Source organism: Pseudomonas sp. LRF_L74 (assembly GCF_965644255.1).
GTDB lineage: Bacteria > Pseudomonadota > Gammaproteobacteria > Pseudomonadales > Pseudomonadaceae > Aquipseudomonas.
In genome coordinates this window covers 23,209-41,115 of record NZ_CBFFRH010000005.1, presented here as the reverse complement: position 1 = coordinate 41,115, position 17,907 = coordinate 23,209, and the positions used below count along the sequence as shown (strand labels likewise).

19 protein-coding genes and 1 pseudogene are annotated in these 17,907 nt (G+C 61.8%); 12 read left to right on the top strand and 8 right to left on the bottom strand.

The features are described from left to right. Positions 1-142: 142 nt before the first annotated feature. On the top strand, positions 143-1,186 hold the full coding sequence (locus tag ACSZPK_RS13815; protein ID WP_437882052.1) for a LacI family DNA-binding transcriptional regulator: 1,044 nt from the start codon (positions 143-145) through the stop codon (positions 1,184-1,186). Positions 1,187-1,190: 4 nt separating this feature from the next. Here the strand turns inward: ACSZPK_RS13815 and ACSZPK_RS13810 are convergent, their stop codons facing one another. Then, positions 1,191-2,090, bottom strand: a complete 900-nt coding sequence (locus tag ACSZPK_RS13810) for a LysR family transcriptional regulator (protein ID WP_437882051.1) — start codon at positions 2,088-2,090, stop codon at positions 1,191-1,193. Positions 2,091-2,198: 108 nt separating this feature from the next. On the opposite strand from ACSZPK_RS13810, the gene ACSZPK_RS13805 reads away from it, so the two are divergent. Genes ACSZPK_RS13805 through ACSZPK_RS13795 form a run of 3 tightly spaced genes read left to right on the top strand, consistent with a single transcriptional unit; the run spans position 2,199 to position 4,317 of the window. Beyond that, positions 2,199-2,837 (top strand): NADPH-dependent F420 reductase, encoded by a 639-nt coding sequence (locus ACSZPK_RS13805; RefSeq protein ID WP_437882050.1) that lies wholly within the window; start codon positions 2,199-2,201, stop codon positions 2,835-2,837. Positions 2,838-2,839: 2 nt separating this feature from the next. Further along, positions 2,840-3,652, top strand: coding sequence for a DODA-type extradiol aromatic ring-opening family dioxygenase (locus tag ACSZPK_RS13800; protein ID WP_437882049.1), 813 nt, complete (start codon positions 2,840-2,842; stop codon positions 3,650-3,652). Next, on the top strand, positions 3,649-4,317 hold the full coding sequence (locus tag ACSZPK_RS13795; RefSeq protein ID WP_437882048.1) for an alpha/beta hydrolase: 669 nt from the start codon (positions 3,649-3,651) through the stop codon (positions 4,315-4,317). The genes ACSZPK_RS13800 and ACSZPK_RS13795 overlap by 4 nt, the downstream gene beginning before the upstream one ends. Before the next feature lie 80 nt (positions 4,318-4,397). On the opposite strand, the gene ACSZPK_RS13790 is transcribed toward ACSZPK_RS13795, so the two are convergent. Beyond that, positions 4,398-5,615, bottom strand: a complete 1,218-nt coding sequence (locus ACSZPK_RS13790; protein WP_437882047.1) for an argininosuccinate synthase — start codon at positions 5,613-5,615, stop codon at positions 4,398-4,400. Between the two features lie 100 nt (positions 5,616-5,715). Beyond that, a complete protein-coding gene (locus ACSZPK_RS13785; protein WP_437882046.1) occupies positions 5,716-6,675 on the bottom strand; it encodes a flagellar protein MotY in 960 nt (319 codons plus the stop codon). Between the two features lie 128 nt (positions 6,676-6,803). Here ACSZPK_RS13785 and pyrC point away from each other — a divergent pair, with 128 nt between their 5' ends. The 4 genes from pyrC to ACSZPK_RS13765 all read left to right on the top strand — a co-directional run bounded on the left by pyrC (position 6,804) and on the right by ACSZPK_RS13765 (position 10,221). Then, complete coding sequence (gene pyrC / locus ACSZPK_RS13780) at positions 6,804-7,850, top strand: dihydroorotase (protein ID WP_437882045.1); 1,047 nt, start codon at positions 6,804-6,806, stop codon at positions 7,848-7,850. Further along, positions 7,847-8,521, top strand: coding sequence for a ribonuclease T (rnt, locus tag ACSZPK_RS13775; RefSeq protein ID WP_437882044.1), 675 nt, complete (start codon positions 7,847-7,849; stop codon positions 8,519-8,521). The genes pyrC and rnt overlap by 4 nt, the downstream gene beginning before the upstream one ends. Positions 8,522-8,630: 109 nt before the next feature. Next, positions 8,631-9,050 (top strand): PilZ domain-containing protein, encoded by a 420-nt coding sequence (locus ACSZPK_RS13770; RefSeq protein WP_437882043.1) that lies wholly within the window; start codon positions 8,631-8,633, stop codon positions 9,048-9,050. A 94-nt stretch (positions 9,051-9,144) separates the two neighbouring features. Continuing rightward, positions 9,145-10,221, top strand: coding sequence for a 3-deoxy-7-phosphoheptulonate synthase (locus tag ACSZPK_RS13765; RefSeq protein WP_437882042.1), 1,077 nt, complete (start codon positions 9,145-9,147; stop codon positions 10,219-10,221). 63 nt (positions 10,222-10,284) lie between these two features. Here ACSZPK_RS13765 and ACSZPK_RS13760 read toward each other — a convergent pair whose 3' ends face one another. After that, positions 10,285-10,557: a GNAT family N-acetyltransferase gene (locus ACSZPK_RS13760; protein WP_437882041.1), complete on the bottom strand. Its 273-nt coding sequence runs from the start codon at positions 10,555-10,557 to the stop codon at positions 10,285-10,287. A gap of 20 nt (positions 10,558-10,577) precedes the next feature. Further along, a complete protein-coding gene (locus tag ACSZPK_RS13755) occupies positions 10,578-11,921 on the bottom strand; it encodes a hypothetical protein (protein ID WP_437882040.1) in 1,344 nt (447 codons plus the stop codon). A gap of 200 nt (positions 11,922-12,121) precedes the next feature. Between ACSZPK_RS13755 and oprI the strand changes: the two genes are divergently transcribed. Further along, a complete protein-coding gene (gene oprI / locus ACSZPK_RS13750) occupies positions 12,122-12,373 on the top strand; it encodes an outer membrane lipoprotei OprI (RefSeq protein ID WP_003448337.1) in 252 nt (83 codons plus the stop codon). A gap of 80 nt (positions 12,374-12,453) precedes the next feature. On the opposite strand, the pseudogene ACSZPK_RS13745 reads toward oprI, so the two are convergent. Then, positions 12,454-12,612 (bottom strand): annotated as a pseudogene (locus tag ACSZPK_RS13745) (IS3 family transposase); the annotation flags it as partial. Positions 12,613-12,912: 300 nt separating this feature from the next. Between ACSZPK_RS13745 and ACSZPK_RS13740 the strand changes: the two are divergent. Then, positions 12,913-14,598, top strand: coding sequence for a hypothetical protein (locus tag ACSZPK_RS13740; protein ID WP_437882039.1), 1,686 nt, complete (start codon positions 12,913-12,915; stop codon positions 14,596-14,598). A gap of 85 nt (positions 14,599-14,683) precedes the next feature. Here the strand turns inward: ACSZPK_RS13740 and ACSZPK_RS13735 are convergent, their stop codons facing one another. Together ACSZPK_RS13735 and ACSZPK_RS13730 are read right to left on the bottom strand one after the other, a co-directional pair. Further along, the gene (locus ACSZPK_RS13735; protein ID WP_437882038.1) at positions 14,684-15,286 is read right to left on the bottom strand and encodes a glutathione S-transferase family protein; all 603 of its coding nucleotides are present in this window, start codon (positions 15,284-15,286) and stop codon (positions 14,684-14,686) included. 11 nt (positions 15,287-15,297) lie between these two features. After that, on the bottom strand, positions 15,298-16,458 hold the full coding sequence (locus tag ACSZPK_RS13730) for a PLP-dependent aminotransferase family protein (RefSeq protein WP_437882037.1): 1,161 nt from the start codon (positions 16,456-16,458) through the stop codon (positions 15,298-15,300). 81 nt (positions 16,459-16,539) lie between these two features. On the opposite strand from ACSZPK_RS13730, the gene ACSZPK_RS13725 reads away from it, so the two are divergent. Beyond that, positions 16,540-16,983, top strand: a complete 444-nt coding sequence (locus tag ACSZPK_RS13725) for a MarR family winged helix-turn-helix transcriptional regulator (protein WP_437882036.1) — start codon at positions 16,540-16,542, stop codon at positions 16,981-16,983. A gap of 321 nt (positions 16,984-17,304) precedes the next feature. Further along, positions 17,305-17,904 carry a LysE family translocator gene (locus tag ACSZPK_RS13720; RefSeq protein WP_437882035.1) on the top strand — a complete coding sequence of 200 codons (600 nt, stop codon included), beginning with the start codon at positions 17,305-17,307 and terminating at the stop codon, positions 17,902-17,904. Positions 17,905-17,907 lie beyond the last annotated feature (3 nt).

Below are 17,907 nucleotides of genomic sequence, written 5' to 3'. Positions count from 1 at the left end.
AACCAAATAGAGCGTCAAATAATAAAAAATTACTTTTATATTCCATATTTAAAATATAAGACCCTGCCCAAAGGTTATTTTGTTAGCGCTAACAAACGCAGTATGGTTGCTCACTTTTCGACTCGCGGCACAAGGACACTCGATGACCGTCGATAAACCCGCTCGCAAACGCCGTGGCGCGGGGCGCGTCACGCTCAGCCAGGTGGCGTCGCATGTAGGCGTTTCAGCGATCACCATTTCTCGCTACTTCAACCAGCCAGAGCAGGTCAGCGAGGAACTGCGCGAACGCATCCAGAGTGCCGTGGCCGAGCTTGGCTACGTTCCCAACCTGGTCGCCGGTGGCCTGGCCTCGGCCCGCGGGCGCATCGTCGGCATGGTCATCCCCAACATCTCCGGACCGATCTTCGCCAACACCATCCAGGGCTTCAGCGACACCCTTGCCCGCCATGGCTATCAGTTGCTGCTGGCTTCCAGCTATTTCTCCGAAGAGCAGGAAGAAAACGCGGTGCGTGCCTTCCTCGGCTGGTCGCCCGCTGCCCTCGTGGTCACCAGCCACTTCCATAGCCCGGCCACGGAGAAAATGCTGGCGGAGGCCGACATCCCGGTGGTGGAAATCTGGGACTACCGGCCCGAGCGCACGCCGCTGCAGATTGGCTTCCTGCACTACGAGGTCGGCGTCAGCGCCGCCCGCTACCTGCTGGACAAAGGCTACCGGCGCATCGCCTTCGTGCAGAACAGCGCAGCGGGCGACTTCAGCGCCCTGGAGCGGCGTGATGGCTATGCCGACACGCTGCGCCAGGCCGGTTTGCAGCCCCAGGTGTTCGCGCCATCCGCCGACCTGCCACCGTTCGAGGCCGGCAAGCAGGCGATGGACCAGTTGATGAACGGTGCTTCACCGCCGCACGCAATCATCTTTGCCAACGATAACCTCGCCGCTGGTGGCCAACTGGCGGCCCAACGCGCCGGCCTGCGGATTCCCGGGGATTGCGCGGTGATGGGCTTCGGCGACTACGCCTTCGCCGAGATGCTGCTGCCCAGCCTGACCACCATCAGGCCCCCCGCCCTGCAGATCGGCCAGCAGGCCGCCACCAGCATCCTGCAGGCACTCGGCGTGATCGAGCCCCCTGGCGAGCCGCCAGCGCCCTCTCCCCTGCAGTGCCACATCATGGAGCGTGAAAGCGCCTGAACCATCAGTCGCCCCAATCGACCCGGGCGAAGCGCTGGGCCAGGTAGTCGACCAGCGCTCGCACCCGGGGCGCCAGGAATTTACGCGACGGGTACACGGCATACACGCCCAGCGTCACCGAGCGATAGTCCGGCAATACCTCCACCAGCGCACCGCGGCGCAGATCATCGTGCAGCATGAAGCTCGGCTGCAGCAGAATGCCGCCGCCCTCCAGCGCGATTGCCCGGCAGGTATCGCCGTTGTTGCAGCGCACCACCGAGTGCGTCTGCACACTGACCTCGCCCTCCGGCCCGGTGAAACTCCAGGCATTGCCCGAGGCGAAGTGGCTGTAGGCGATCACCCGGTGTTCGAGCAGGTTTCGCGGATGCGCCAGTGCAGGATGACTCGCCAGATACCCGGGGGATGCGCATAAGCGCATGCGCGTAGTCGCCAGGCGCCGACCGACCAGCGATGAGTTTTCCATCCGCGCGATCCGCACCGCCAGGTCGTAGCCCTCCTCCAGCAGGTCGACCAGGCGGTCGTTCAGGGTGATATCCAGCTCGATCTTCGGATAGCGGGAGATGAACGCCGACCACAGCGGTCCGAGATGCTGGATGCCGAAGCTGACCGGCGCATTGATGCGCAATGTTCCACTCGGCTCCTGTTCATCCGAAGCCACCGAGCGCTCGGCAAGGTCCATCAGCTCCAACACCTCGCGCGCCCGCTGATGGAACAGCCGGCCTTCCTCGGTCAGCGCGATACGCCGGGTCGTGCGCTGCAACAGGCGCACGCCAAGGCGCTCCTCCAGCGCCGCCACATGACGGGAAACAGCCGCTTTGGAAAGTCCCAGCGGCTCGCTGGCAGCGATGAAACTGCCCTTGTCGATGACCGAACAGAACACCTGCATTTCCAGTGCACGATCCATTTTTGTCTCACTAATCGGAACGGTAATTCACATTAAATACCGTTTATCCCGGAAATCGAATCGATAAAACTCCATCTCACGAACCAAGCCACCTATCGAGGTCAAGAGATGAACATTACCGTTATCGGCACCGGCAACATGGGTTCTGCCTTCGTGTCGCAACTGTCGAAAGCAGGCCACGCCGTTCGCGTGACGGGGCGTGATATCGGCAAGGCCCGTGACCTCGCCGCCCGCCATGCGCATGCACAAGCCCACGAGGCGAGCACCGCGCTGGGCGACAGCGAGGTGATCATCGTCGCCACCGCCTATCAGGATGCCATCCAGGCCCTGCGCGGATTGGGCGATATCAGCGGGCGGGTGGTGATCGATATCACCAATCCACTGAGCGCCGACTACATGAGCCTGACCATCGGCCATGACAGCAGCGCCGCCGAGGAAATCGCCCGGGCCGTACCGGAGGTGCAGTTGGTCAAAGCCTTCAATACCCTGTTCGCCCAGGTCCTGGCCGACGGCCCACTGTTCGCCGATGGCCAGCGTGGCAGTGTATTCGTCGCCAGCGACAGCGAACGGGCCAGGCAAAGCGCAATCAGCCTGGCACTGAGCCTGGGCTTCGACAGCATCGATGCGGGTCCTTTGCGCAATGCCCGATACCTGGAGCCGCTGGCGGGTCTGAACATCTATCTGGGCTATGGCGCCGGCCTGGGTACCGGCATCGCCCCCACCTGGCTACACAAGACCGAGGCCTGATCATGCACACCGTCATGCCAACCCTGTTCATTTCCCATGGCGCCCCGACCTTCGCCATCGAACCAGGACTTGCCGGGAGGAGCCTGGGCGAACTGGGCCAGGAGCTGCCACGACCACGGGCGATCCTGGTGATATCCCCGCACTGGATGACCAATGCCACGATTCGCGTCGGCGCAAGCGCGGCGCCTCGGACCATCCACGACTTCGGCGGTTTTCCGGACGCGCTCTATCGTCTCGACTATCCGGCCCCCGGACACCCCCAACTCGCGGAACAGGCCTGCGCCCTGCTTGCAGAGGCCGGCTGGCGCGCCCAGGTCGATACGCAGCGCGGCCTGGATCATGGTGCCTGGGTGCCGCTCCTGCACCTGTACCCGCAAGCCGATATCCCGGTGGTACAGGTGTCCCTGCCGATGCCCATCACCCCGGCCGGGGCATGGCGACTGGGCCAGGCCCTGCAGCCACTGCGCGACCAGGAGGTGCTGATCATCGGTTCCGACAGCCTGACCCACAATCTTTACGAGTTCCGTGGCGGGCAAGGCCCCGCGGCCGGCTATGTCACCGCGTTCGCCCACTGGACCGCCGAACGGTTGACGGCTGCCGACCTGGATAGCCTGCTCGACTATCGTCGCCAGGCGCCACATGCCGAGCGCGCCCATCCCAGCGAGGAACACCTGTTGCCGTTGTTCATTGCCCTGGGTGCCGCGGGAAACCGCTATGCCATGCGCCTTATCGAGGGCGGCGTGAGCTACGGAGTGCTCGCCATGGACAGCTACCTGTTCGCCAACACGCCCCAACACGAGAGGCATGCCGCATGAGCCGAGCGTCTTTTTCCGACCTGCAACGAGAGCCGGCATCGGGACTTCGTTTCCGCCGCCGGGAAGATGTCCGCGCACCACGCGCCCGGTTGCTGTTGCTGCATGGCGTGGGCGGTAACGAAAGCAACCTCGCCGCCCTGGCCGATTATCTGCCAGGCGATGTCGAGGTCCTGCTTTTACAGGCCCCACTGCCGATCGGTGTGCAAGCCTATGCCTGGTTTCAGGTAAGTTTTACCGCCAGCGGCCCCCGGATCGACGCAGGACAGGCCGAGTCCAGCCGCGAACGACTGCTGGCATTCATCAGTGCCCAGGCAACGCTGCCAACGGTGATCGCCGGCTTCAGCCAGGGCGGCATCATGAGTGCCAGCGTCGGCCTCAGTGCACCAGAGCTGGTTACGGGGTTTGGCCTGCTCAGCGGGCGAATCCTTCCCGAGCTGGAGCCCAGGATCGCCGCCAGCGAAGCGCTACGAGGACTGTCCGCCTTCGTCGCCCATGGCCGTCATGACGACAAGTTGCCGCTGTTCTGGGCCGAGCGCGCCACGCAGCGGTTGCAAAGCCTGCAGGTCAGCCACCAGACACGGCTCTACGACATGGGGCACGAACTCATTCACGAGGAAATTCAGGACTTCGCCGACTGGCTGAAACAACCGCTGCGGCTCGACTGACCCTCTTGCCCAAAAGAAACCCCGGCGCCTGGCCGGGGTTTCTTCATCACGCCAAGCCGATCAGATCAGATCAGATCAGATCAGATCAGCTTGCGATCCTTGCCGGCGGCGATGCGCAGGCGCAGGGCATTGAGCTTGATGAAGCCCGCCGCGTCGGCCTGGTTGTAGGCGCCGCCGTCTTCTTCGAAGGTGGCGATGTTGGCGTCGAACAGCGAATCGTCGGACTTGCGGCCGGTGACGATGACGTTGCCCTTGTACAGTTTCAGGCGTACCACGCCATTCACGTTGGCCTGGGAGGCGTCGATCATCTGCTGCAGCATCAGACGCTCCGGGCTCCACCAGAAACCGTTGTAGATCAGGCTGGCGTATTTCGGCATCAGCTCGTCTTTCAGGTGCGCGACTTCGCGGTCCAGGGTGATCGACTCGATGGCACGGTGGGCGCGCAGCATGATGGTGCCGCCGGGGGTCTCGTAGCAGCCACGGGACTTCATGCCGACGAAACGGTTCTCGACGATGTCCAGACGGCCAATGCCGTTCTCGCCGCCGATGCGGTTCAGTTCGGCCAGCACCTGGGCTGGGCTCAACTCCTTGCCGTCGATGGCGACGATGTCACCCTTGCGGTAGGTCAGTTCGATGTAGGTCGGGCTGTCCGGCGCCGCTTCCGGCGACTTGGTCCAACGCCACATGTCCTCTTCGTGCTCGGTCCAGGTGTCCTCCAGCACGCCGCCCTCGTAGGAGATGTGCAGCAGGTTGGCGTCCATCGAGTACGGCGACTTCTTCTTGCCATGGCGTTCGATCGGGATGGCGTGCTTCTCGGCGTAGTCCATCAGCTTCTCGCGCGACAGCAGGTCCCACTCGCGCCACGGCGCGATGACCTTGACGCCCGGCTTCAGCGCATAGGCGCCCAGCTCGAAACGCACCTGATCGTTGCCCTTGCCGGTAGCGCCGTGGGAGATGGCGTCGGCGCCGGTCTCGTTGGCGATCTCGATCAGGCGCTTGGCGATCAGCGGACGAGCGATGGAGGTCCCCAGCAGGTACTCGCCTTCATAGATGGTGTTGGCGCGGAACATCGGGAACACGAAATCGCGCACGAACTCTTCGCGCAGATCGTCGATGTAGATTTCCTTGACGCCCATGGCCTGAGCCTTGGCGCGGGCCGGCTCGACCTCCTCGCCTTGGCCGAGGTCGGCGGTGAAGGTCACCACTTCACAGTTATAGGTATCTTGCAGCCATTTGAGGATCACCGAGGTGTCCAGGCCACCGGAATAAGCCAGGACAACCTTCTTTACGTCCGCCATGCCAATCAACTCCCAGGGGGTTGCCACGAAAACCCGCGATTCTACCGGCCACTGCGGACGATTTACAGGGGTGCGACAGCAACGACTGACAAAGCGACAGTCAGGAAATAGCTGCCGGGTTGGCCGGGGCACTCGCCGGCGGTTGGGCGGCCGGGGTCGGAGCGGGCTCGGGAGCACTCGGCGCCTCGCTTGGCGGCACCTTGGACAAGGTCATGGTCACCCGGCGGTTCTTCGTCCGGTTGGCCTCATTGAGGTTCGGCACCAGCGGATAACGCTCGCCATGGAAACGCACGATGATCTGCTCGGCCGGCACGCCGTGGGCCTTGAGGTAATCCTCCACCGCGAGGGCGCGACGCCTGGACGTGTCGCGGTTGGTCAGGCGGCTGCCGCTGTTGTCGGAGTGACCATCCAGCTCGATGCGATTGATGGCCGGGTCCTGCTTCATGAAATCGAGAATGATGTCCAGCTTGGCGCGCGACAGGGCATCGAGCGTTACGCCATTGTCAGGAAACCCGATCTGCGACTTGCTCACCTGGTCGAAGTTGACCGGCAACAGCTTGGCGGTACATGCCAGGTAATCGTGGTAGGCCTGGTTGAACTTGGCCGGCAACAGGCGCACTTCCAGAGGATCGCCACCCACCTGGGTGCGATGGCGCACCACTGGGCTGCGCCCTTCCATCAAGCCAGTCAGCAAACGGCCGGCCTGCTCCTGGGAACTGTTGAACGGCACGGCACCACTGGCAATCACGGTGACCGAGCCCAGGTTGATGTCGCCACGACCTGGCTGCCAGGGCGCGGCCGCAGCCAACAGGGTCGCGGTACCAGCGCCCATCCAGCGGTCATCGGGCTTGAGACGGAACGTCGCCTGCTCGCCAGCGCGCCGGACGAACTCGCCCACCCCGAAATCGGCCACTGGCTGTGACAGGCGGCACTCGAACTTGTCGCCCTCGACCTTCCATTCGACCTTTTCCAAGCGTGTCTGAAAGCTGATGGCCGCCGCCGATGCACTGAAGCCCAGACAAGCCAGCAGACTGAAAAAGGTGATATGAGGCTGGCGCACGATAGGCTCCACGGCAAAAACGGCTATCCCTCCTCATATCGGTCGGCTCCCCGGAAACTTGATAGCCCGTGCCGCGCAAAAGCATTTCCGGTAGCATGCGACCACGTTTGACCCGCCTGGAACTCCCCATGTCCGACCGTTTGACCCTGCTGCGTCCCGACGACTGGCACATCCATCTGCGCGATGGCGCTGCCCTGCCCCATACCGTTGCCGACGCCGCGCGCACCTTCAGCCGCGCCATCATCATGCCCAACCTGGTGCCGCCGGTACGCAATGCCGAACAGGCGGACGCCTACCGCCAGCGCATTCTCGCCGCCCGCCCCGCCGGTAGCCGCTTCGAACCGCTGATGGTGCTGTACCTCACCGACCGCACCACGCCCGATGAAGTACGCGAGGCCAAGGCCAGTGGCTTCGTGCATGCGGCCAAGCTGTACCCGGCCGGCGCCACGACCAACTCCGACTCGGGCGTGACCAGTATCGACAAGATATTCCCGGTCCTGGAAGCCATGGCCGAGGTCGGCATGCTGCTGCTGGTGCATGGTGAAGTCACCCGCCCGGAAGTCGACGTGTTCGATCGGGAAAAACGCTTCATCGATGAACATATGGTCCGTGTGGTCGAGCGTTTCCCGACCCTGAAGATCGTCTTCGAACACATCACCACCCGCGATGCCGCCCAGTTCGTCACCGCGGGCCCGGCCAACCTCGGGGCGACCATCACCGTCCATCACCTGCTCTACAACCGCAACCACATGCTGGTCGGCGGCATTCGCCCGCACTTCTATTGCCTGCCGATCCTCAAGCGCAACACCCACCAGGAAGCCCTGCTGGATGCGGCTACCAGCGGCAATCCGAAGTTCTTTATCGGCACCGACTCGGCCCCCCACGCCCAGCATGCCAAGGAAGCCGCCTGCGGCTGTGCTGGCTGCTACACCGCCTACGCTGCCATCGAGCTGTATGCCGAAGCCTTCGAGCAGCGCAACGCGCTGGACAAGCTGGAAGCCTTCTCCAGCCACTTCGGCCCGGACTTCTATGGCATGCCGCGCAACACCGACCACATCACCCTGGTCCGCGAGGACTGGAAGGCTCCGGCCAGCCTGCCGTTCGGCGAGCTGACCGTGATTCCGCTACGTGCTGGCGAGCCCCTGCGCTGGCGCCTGCTGGAGGATAACGCGTGAGCGAAGAAAACTTCGACGACGAACTCGACGGCAGCCTGCCATCTGGCCCGCGCCACCCGATGGCGGCACGTTTCCGTGGCTACCTGCCGGTGGTCGTGGACGTCGAGACCGGCGGCTTCAACGCCGCCACCGACGCCCTGCTGGAGATCGCAGCGACCACCATCGCCATGGACGAAGGCGGCTTTCTCTATCCGGATCACACCCATTTCTTCCGGGTCGAACCGTTCGAGGGCGCCAACATCGAACAGGCGGCCTTGGAGTTCACCGGGATCAAACTCGATCATCCGCTGCGCCAGGCGGTCAGCGAGGAGCACGCGCTGACGGAAATCTTCCGCGGCCTGCGCAAGTCGATCAAGGCCAACGGCTGCAAGCGCGCGATCCTGGTCGGCCACAACAGCAGCTTCGACCTGGGCTTCCTCAATGCCGCCGTGGCCCGCTGCGAGATGAAGCGCAATCCGTTCCATCCGTTCTCCAGCTTCGACACCGCGACGCTGGCCGGCCTCGCCTACGGCCAGACAGTATTGGCCAAGGCCTGCCAGACCGCCGGCATCGAGTTCGACGGGCGCGAAGCGCATTCGGCGCGCTACGACACCGAGAAGACCGCCGAACTGTTCTGCGGAATCGTCAACCGCTGGAAGGAAATGGGCGGCTGGGACGAGTTCGACCACTGAGCGAAGGAGCGTGGGCCGTTCATCCGTAGCCCGCGCTGATTGCTTGGCAACGCCGACGCTTCACTATACTGCGAGAATATTTCTCACCTTGCAGAAACGGAGCGTGGCGATGCGCCATTTCCTGCGTCACCCCAGCACCATGCCCATCGAGCTGAGCGAGCGCAAGCATGCGTTCCTGCCACGCATGCGCCTGCACAACATCAGCCTGGGCGGCATCGCCTGCCACTCCTCCAAAGGCTTTCGCAAAGGCACCGCCGTGCAGATGCGTGTGCCCCTGCTCGGCCAGGACGCCAGTTACCCCGGCGTGGTCGCCTGGTGTCGCAAGCAGACCGACGAATACCTGGTCGGCATCGCCTTCGTCGACGAGGACGCCTTGTTCAGGGCGCGGATGGTCGAGCAGATCTGCCTGATCGAGCAGTTTCGCCAGGAACGCGAACAGAGCAGCGGAACCGCAGTGGAAACCGAGACCATTGCCAAGGAATGGATCGACCTGCATGCCGCCGGCTTTTACCGCGACCACCCCGCCTGACTGCCTTGTCGAGTCATCCCGTTACAGGCTAAGGTGCCGCCTCCAACGGCACCCGCAAGATGCCGACCACGGCACGTAACTGATGAGTAACACGATGGCTGACTTACCAATCGATGACCTTAACGTCTCGTCGAACGAGACGCTGATCACTCCGGCCCAACTCAAACGCGAGATTCCGTTGACCACGGAGGCCGAAAGAACCGTCGCCCATGGCCGCCAGGTCGTGCGTGACATCCTCGACGGCAAGGATCAGCGACTGTTCATCGTGGTTGGCCCCTGCTCGATCCACGACGTCAAGGCGGCGCACGAGTATGCCCAGCGCCTCAAGGCGCTCTCGGCAAAGGTCTCCGACACGCTGTTCCTGGTCATGCGCGTGTACTTCGAGAAGCCGCGCACCACGGTCGGCTGGAAAGGCCTGATCAACGATCCGTACCTGGATGATTCGTTCAAGATCCAGGATGGCCTGCATATCGGCCGCAAACTACTGCTGGACCTGGCGGAAATGGGCCTGCCCACTGCCAGCGAAGCGCTCGACCCGATCTCGCCGCAGTACCTGCAGGACCTGATCAGTTGGTCGGCGATCGGCGCACGCACCACCGAATCGCAGACCCACCGGGAAATGGCTTCCGGCCTGTCGTCGGCGGTAGGTTTCAAGAACGGCACCGATGGTGGCCTGACCGTCGCCATCAACGCCCTGCAGTCGGTATCCAGCCCACACCGTTTCCTCGGCATCAACCAGGAAGGCGGCGTGTCCATTGTCAGCACCAAGGGCAACGCTTATGGCCATGTGGTCCTGCGCGGCGGCAACGGCAAGCCGAACTACGATTCGGTAAGCATCGCCATCTGCGAGCAGGAACTGCAAAAGGCCAGGATCAAGCCGAACATCATGGTCGACTGCAGCCACGCCAACTCCAACAAGGACCCGGCCCTGCAGCCGCTGGTGGTGGAGAATGTCGCCAACCAAATCCTCGAGGGCAACCGCTCGATCGTCGGCCTCATGGTGGAAAGCCACCTGGGTTGGGGCAGCCAGTCGATTCCGAAGGACCTCGGCGAACTGAAGTACGGCATATCCGTCACCGACGCCTGCATCGACTGGGAAACCACCGAGAAGACCCTGCTCGCCATGCACGACAAACTCAAGACCGTGCTACCCAAGCGCCAGCGCTTCTGATCGACTGCCTCGGAAATGAAAAACGCCGGACAATTCCGGCGTTTTTTCATTCAGACGTTGGCATCAGGCCTGACGTTGGCGGCGTTCCATGTAACGCTCAACGTAGGAGCAGGAAGGAATGACGCTGTAACCGAGGCGCTCCGCATACTCCAGCGCCTGTTCGGTCAGGGCGGCGGCAATGCCACGCCCACGCAGCGCATTCGGCACGAACGTCCGATAGATGTCCAGGGTCTGCTGACCCAGATCCATATAGGCCAGGTAGGCCCGATGACCATCGATCACGGCCTCGAACTGGTGGCCTGCCTGATCATGGTGAATGGGGAGCGCATCGCTCATCTCTTCTCCTTAGTGGGTCTTCAGCGCAGGACCCTTACCTTATCGATCTTGTTCAAACTAAGGAACATCTCCGCAGAGCCGCTACCGAACTGGACGGTCAAAAACACCTTGTTCCCCTGCACCTTGTGCAGAATGCCCTGGTAATAGGCCCCGTCATAGGTGATGAACTGGAGGCGTTTGCCAGCATGGCTGGACAGGCTCGAGACCGGCACGAAATCGTACTGCGGGCCTCGTGCATTCTGCTCCACTATGGCTGCTGGCACCAGCGCGTTTTCCTCCTCGACAGGATTGCCGGTCGACGGATTGAACCAGGCGAACGAGACATCCACCGCCTGCTGATTGATCAACAGCACCGGACGCAACATGTCGATCACATCCGCCGCATCGAAGAACTCCAGGCCATTCCAGTGCACGCCCTCGGTCGGACGCAACTCCAGGCGTAGCGAGCGAGGGTCCTGGTAATAAGCCTTCATCGCCTGCAAAACCTTATCGTCCAGGGCAACGCGCTGGCTCTTCAGCGACGCATCCAACTTGCCCACCGCGGTATCCAGGTAGGTCTTCTCGTCCTGCCCCATCTTGGCCGCACAATAGGCATGCACCTTGCGCTGGTACTCGTTGTCATCGACCTCGACGGTAATGGTTGAGAGCCGTGGCGGATTAACACGCAGATCGCCCGGCTTGTCCGACATGTTGGCCAGGCCCATGCTGACTTTGTAGCGCCCCATCCCGCGCGCATCGGCAGTCAGGCTGAAGATCAGGCTCTGGGCCGCCGGCTGGTAGGTGTATGAAAACTCGGCATCGCTCTCAAGGCTGCGATAACCCATGTTCAGCAGATCGTCCGCGTCGATCGACGTGGAATCGCCACAGGCAACTTGCGACATGGCGGTGTAGATCGAACGTTCGGCAGGTTGCTGACTGAGCACTTCCATCAACGGGCCATGTATGTCCAGCTTGATGCCCTTGAATGCCATGGCCAACTGTTCAGGAACTTTGCCCTGGCCAAGACTTTCCCGGAAACGCAGCAACTCCAGCAGGCTCTTGAACTTCAACTCGGCCTGTTCGACCTTGATGCGATCGCCTATTGCTGGAATCTTCACATCCAGCCCGGTCAGTCCGACGCGCCCATCCAGGGACGAGGTAATACCCTCGTAACTTACCTCCATGATCGGAGAAAGCCGCGCCGCCGTATCGTTCATGATCGAACGAACCGATAGCCATAAAGACACCTTGATGATTACTGCAATCGCCAGTACGGCAAGCAGCCCCCACTTGACAAGTTTCGACATCCCGTACGCCTCAAACGAAAGCTCCCTCGATCGACGCATATTAATGAAGCCGCCAATTATTCGGAACCATTTTCCCATGCACCTGTCAGGGAGTGCGTAGCGCGCGGCGAACTGTATGTTTTTTAAGCAGAAACATCGATATGAGGCGTAAATTCAAAAAAAACCGCCTGTCTTGCATCAGGTCAGTTTACTTACTACAACTAATGAGTAGTATGTAGCCGGCTAATTTCCCGGCGTGGGAGATTGCTTTATATGATGTCCACCTTAAGGGGAACACGATGAACAACGTTCTGAAATTCTCTGCTCTGGCCCTGGCTGCTGTTCTGGCCACCGGTTGCAGCAGCGTATCCAAAGAAACTGAAGCCCGTCTGACTGCTACCGAAGACGCAGCTGCCCGCGCTCAGGCTCGTGCTGACGAAGCCTATCGCAAAGCTGACGAAGCTCTGGCCGCAGCTCAGAAAGCTCAGCAGACCGCTGACGAAGCCAACGAGCGCGCTCTGCGCATGTTGGAAAAAGCCAGCCGCAAGTAATATTGCCAGGCTTGAAAAAGCCGGCCTTGGTGCAAACCAGGCCGGCTTTTTTATTGGTATTGCCTAGTCCTGAAATAGGCTCACACCGTTTCAGCCAGGTTTGCGGTACCCAAAAACGCTCGATGCACCGCATCGGGCGTTTTGTATTTCAGGGCTAGCTGTGGCTGCTCCGAGTTATAGATCCTGACCGCCTCGCTAACCGTCGATCTGGCCTGCTCTAAATCATTGGGGCTACGCAGTCTCAGCCATGAAGTCGAAGGCCAGCGGCAACTGGTGCGCGCGGTACGCAAGATCGGCTCGTTCGCCTGAACGCTGGCCCGGGATGGCCTGCCGATGGAACCGAGGGAGATGGCGAACCACATAAGTGCAACGCGCCGCTGATCAATGCAAACCGTTCACCGCAGAGGCGGACGCGTCGGTGAACGCTGTCACCCGTGCCAGCGCTCATGTGCGTGTTAAGCGGAGCTCACCGGGCCCGTTTATAACGCTGTCTCACCTGCCCGAATCCCATTGCCCATGCGACAAGGAGACACCCCACAATGGACATCAGTGGATCCCAGACCACGAATTTACAGCCCGTCAATACCCAGCAGACTAACACCCAGCGCACCGCGCAGACCCAAGCAGTGCGGGCTATCACCGATCCGGCGGAGCGGACGGCCGTACGCGATTATATGCGGGGTCACTTTGCTCAGTACCAACTGCAAACTCCAGCCAATGCGACCGATGGAGAGGTGCGCGTGGCGAGAGCTCAGCATCATTACCTGCAATTGATCGCAGACAGTCGCAGCGAACGGCTGTTACAGGAGGGCGAGAACATGGCCGCGATCCGCACGACCATGGAGAATGCCAGACACCTCGATCGGTATGCCACCAATGGCACCGCCATGGTGGGCGGTCTACCGTTTACCGGCGTGGTCGCCGCCCAGTTCGCCAAGCCTGAGATCGTCGACAAGGTGACCAACTACGTGTTCGGCGAGATTGAGAACGGGCTGCTCAAAGCCGCGGCCGATGGAGCCGTAGGGGGTATGGAGGCCCATTTTCCCGATGAATTCTTCCAGCGCCTGTTCGCGGAAGCCAAGGCGGATTCGTTCTTCCTCAAGCCGCCTTTGGAAAAGCTTCACCCCGAATTGGCCATGGGATTGGAACAAAAGAAACTGGGGCACCTTGGCGAGGCGATGGAGGATGCCAAGCAGATTCAGACCTACCTCTTAGGCGCGGTCATCACGGGAGCCGTTTCCGCCGCGTTGACCATTTCCGGTCGGACGGAGGCCGCCGAGCTATTCAATCAAATCGCGGTGCCGCTGCGTAACTACATATCTGGTCTGGCGACGGCCAATCTCAAGTATAACGCCCAGGACAGCCGGCAAGAGCGGGGCGAAGCCTTGCTGTTCGGCCTGCGTGACACCGATACGGTTTTAAGCGGTTCTCCCGATGCCAATACCATCCAAAGGCTTGCCGGTGAGCAGGACTGGCTCTCGGTCTACAAAGCTGCCAAGGAAGGCAGTATCCTCTCCGCGACCAGGCACGGCGCCGAGCGGATAGGTAACAGTCTTTGGGGCGCTGCCGCCAATGGTTTAGACGCCGCCGGCAAAGCAATCATCAGCGCCAACAGCCTCGGCGGAGGCTATGTCGGGCTGGGAGCAACATTTGCAGGCCGAGCCGCGGCTCAATACGCGGGCACCAATGCATTACCCAGCTCCAGCCCTCACGCCAGGACCGTCGTGGGAACGACCATTAACACCATCGGCACCGGTGCAGCGTTCGGTATCTGGGCTTTCGTCGCGTCGCTGACGAGCAAGTTGTCCGATGAGGGCAAGGCCTGGCTCAACGATGACAACCATGCCAAGCCGAAAGCCGCGATACGCGCTACCCCCGGTGCCATCGGCAACGTCGCGCTAACTGGCGCGCAAACCGGATATGACCTGGGACGGGCCGGAATGAGCCTGGGGGCCGAAGTTGGGCGCCGCGGACGGGATGCGGGTATGGAGTTTGGGCGTAATGCCTTGCAGAGCGGTCAACAGGCATGGGAGCGTGGCTCGGTGGCTACCGGCAGGTTCGTTGATGATATGGCCGCTGGTGCAAGCAATTTGACCCGTAGGTTCCGTGGACCGGTAGATAACGACGACCTGGAAGCACAGGTGCGCGACGGCCGCGAAGCTTCCGAAACCCATGAGATGCGCACGCGCAGCAATGCTCGGGATGGGGGCGGCAGCGCGGGTTGACGGTAATGCCGTAGGCCAGCCAAAGGGTGATCTCGAAAGATCGTCCGGGCTGGCCATGGCAGCAACGATCCGAAATAATCAGAACTCAGCCCGCCATGGTGACATGCCGTGGATGGCTCGCCACTCGATCCAGCCAGGCAAGAATCGCCGGGAATCCACCCAGGTCGAAACCGCCCTCGTCTGCCACATGGGTGTAGGCGTACAGAGCGATATCGGCAATCGAATAGCGATCACCCACCAGGTACGGCGTACGGCTCAGTTGCTGCTCCATGACCTTGAACGCCTTGTAGCCACGCGCCTGGCAGACCTTGAACTCCTCGACGCGCTCTTGCGGCATGCCCTGGTAGCGCTTGATGAACCGCGCCACGGCGACGTAAGGCTCATGGCTGTACTGCTCGAAGAACTGCCACTGCAGCACCTGGGTGCGCAGACGCGGCTCAGTCGGCAGCAACTCACTGCCATCGGCCAGGTAATTGAGGATCGCATTGGACTCCCAAAGCGTCGAGCCATCCTCGAGCTCCAGCACTGGGATCTTGCCATTGGGATTCTTTGCCAGGAACGCTTCGCTCTGGGTCTCGCCCTTGAGGATATCGACAGCGATCCACTCATAGGGCTTGTCCAGCAGATGCAAGGCCAGCTTGACCTTGTAGCAGTTGCCGGAAATCACATCACCATGAACCTTGAGCATCGAACATCTCCCTATTGAGTGGATTGGCCCTGGCGAACGACTTCGGCCAAACGACCAAGCCCTTCATCAAGACGCTCCGGCGCCACATGACTGAAATTCAACCGCAGGTGCCCATGGTTGCCCTCGGGCTCGGCGAAGAACGGCTCGCCGGGCATGAAGGCGACGTTCTGTGCCAGCGCGGCATCAAGCAGCGTACGGGTGTCCAACGGCTGCCTGAGGGTCAGCCAGAAGAACAAGCCACCTTGCGGAACCTGCCAGTCGGCCAATTCGCCAAAATGCCGCTCCAGCGCAGTCTGCATGGCATCGCGACGGACGCGGTAGAAGTCGCGCAGCGCTTGCAGGTGCTGGCTGTATTGTTCGCTGCCCAGCCATTGCAGCGCCTGCCACTGGCCGATGCGGTTGGTGTGCAGGTCGGCACACTGTTTCAGGCGCAGCAAGTGCGGGAACAGGTCCGGCGAAGCGATCAGGTAACCGACGCGCAAGCCTGGCAGCAGCGTCTTCGACACGGTGCCGGTGTAGATCCAGCTGGCGCGCTTGAGACGGCTGACGATGGGCGTGGCACTGCCGGCATCGAACACCAGCTCACGGTACGGTTCGTCTTCGATCAGGGTCACACCGAATTCGTCGAGCAGCGCGGCGACCGCTTCGCGTTTGGCTTCGCTGTAGCGCACTGCCGACGGATTCTGGAAGGTCGGGATGAAATAGGCGAACGCCGGCTTGCTCCGCTCCAGGCGCTGGCGCAAGGCATCCAGCTGTGGGCCGTCCGCCTCCTGGGGAACGCTCAGGCAGTTGGCGCCGAATAACTGGAAGGATTGCAGCGCAGCCAGGTAGGTCGGGGCTTCGACCAGGATCTCGGTGCCCGGGTCGATGAACAGCTTGCTGGCCAGGTCCAGGGTTTGCTGGGAGCCGGACACGATCAGCACCTGGCTGGCATCACAGGGCACACCCAAGGCGCGGGCTTCGGCGGCGATCTTCTCGCGCAGCGCCGGTTCGCCTTCGCTCATCCCGTATTGGCCCACGCTCGCCGGCATCTCGCTCCAATCGACCTTCGGCAGCATCGGCTCCGCCGGCAGGCCTCCGGCGAACGACATCACTTCCGGACGCTGGGCCGCGGCAAGGATCTCACGGATCAGGGAGCTTTTGAGGCGGGTAATACGTTCGGAAAAAGCCATTGAAATCACCGGTAGCGAAGGCAGGACAATTGGGTCAAACTCATTGACCGAAATTACGACGCCACGGACAGATACGTCAATATGCTTGACCTGAAAAAAAGCGCTGACCAACAAGCTGCCATGGCCGCCTTCTTCTTCGGTTACCAGGCGTTCACCAACAAGGCCGACGAAATACTCGCGCGCCGGGGGCTGTCACGCGTGCACCATCGCATCCTGTTCTTCGTCGCCCTGTATCCGGGGCTGAGCGTGACCCAGTTGCTGGGTTATCTCAGCGTAAGCAAGCAGGCACTGAACATTCCTCTGCGGCAGGTCCAGGAAATGCGCCTGGTGGAGAGCGTCGCCGCCGAGGACGACAAGCGCAAGCGCCTGCTCGGCCTGACCGCCGAGGGCGCACGCCTGGAGCAGGCACTGCGCCGCGAGCAGAGCAAATTGCTGGAGCGGGTGTTCGCCGAGGTCGGCATGCAAAGCGCAAGCAACTGGCTATCGGTCAATCAGGCGCTCGGCAACACCCTGGCCGCCTCCTGAACACGCCCTCCGTGGGACAGCATGGCCACCAGCAGCGGCGGCACGACGCTGGCGAACATGATACCGACGACGATCTCCAACCGACCTGCGACCAGGCCACCCCAGCCCTGTATCCGTTACCAGCCCGGCTCAGTCGCGCAAACGCATGAAAGACAAAGCAAGGCCTGCGTTATGACGCCCTGTAACAGATTCAGTCGCGGAGAAAAACAGTTACCAAACAGGCCGCATCGGAATACGACTGTACTGTCGATTGGCCTGCTGGCTGTATAGCGACGCAATCGCCGCCGGGGCATAGGCTGCCTTCCATTCTGGAGCAATGCCATGACCTTCGAACTTCTTCTCGCTTTCGTTCTATTCGCCCTGGTGACGTCCATCACACCTGGGCCCAATAACATGATGCTGCTTGCCTCCGGGGTGAATTTCGGGGTGCGTCGCAGCATTCCGCACATGCTGGGCATCAGCCTGGGCTTCATGGTGCTGGTGATCGCTGTCGGCCTGGGCCTCGGCCAACTCTTCGAGCGGGCCCCCTGGCTCTATCAGGCACTGCGCTATGCCGGCGCCGCCTACCTGCTGTATCTGGCCTGGAAGATCGCGCGCGCGGGCGCCCCGGAATCAGGTGAGGGCAAGGCCAAGCCACTGACCTTCATCCAGGCCGCGGCATTCCAGTGGGTCAATCCCAAGGCCTGGATCATGGCCATCGGCGCGATCACCACCTACACGCCCCATGAAGGCTTTATCTTCAACGTGCTGCTGATCGCCGCCCTGTTCGCCCTGGTCAACTGCCCCAGCGTAGGCCTCTGGACCGTGGCCGGCAGCCTGCTGCGCCGCTGGCTGGAGCGCCCCGCCATCCTGCGTGCCTTCAATATCGGCATGGCTTTGCTGCTGGTCCTGTCCCTTTATCCGATCGTCTCCGATGTCTAAGGA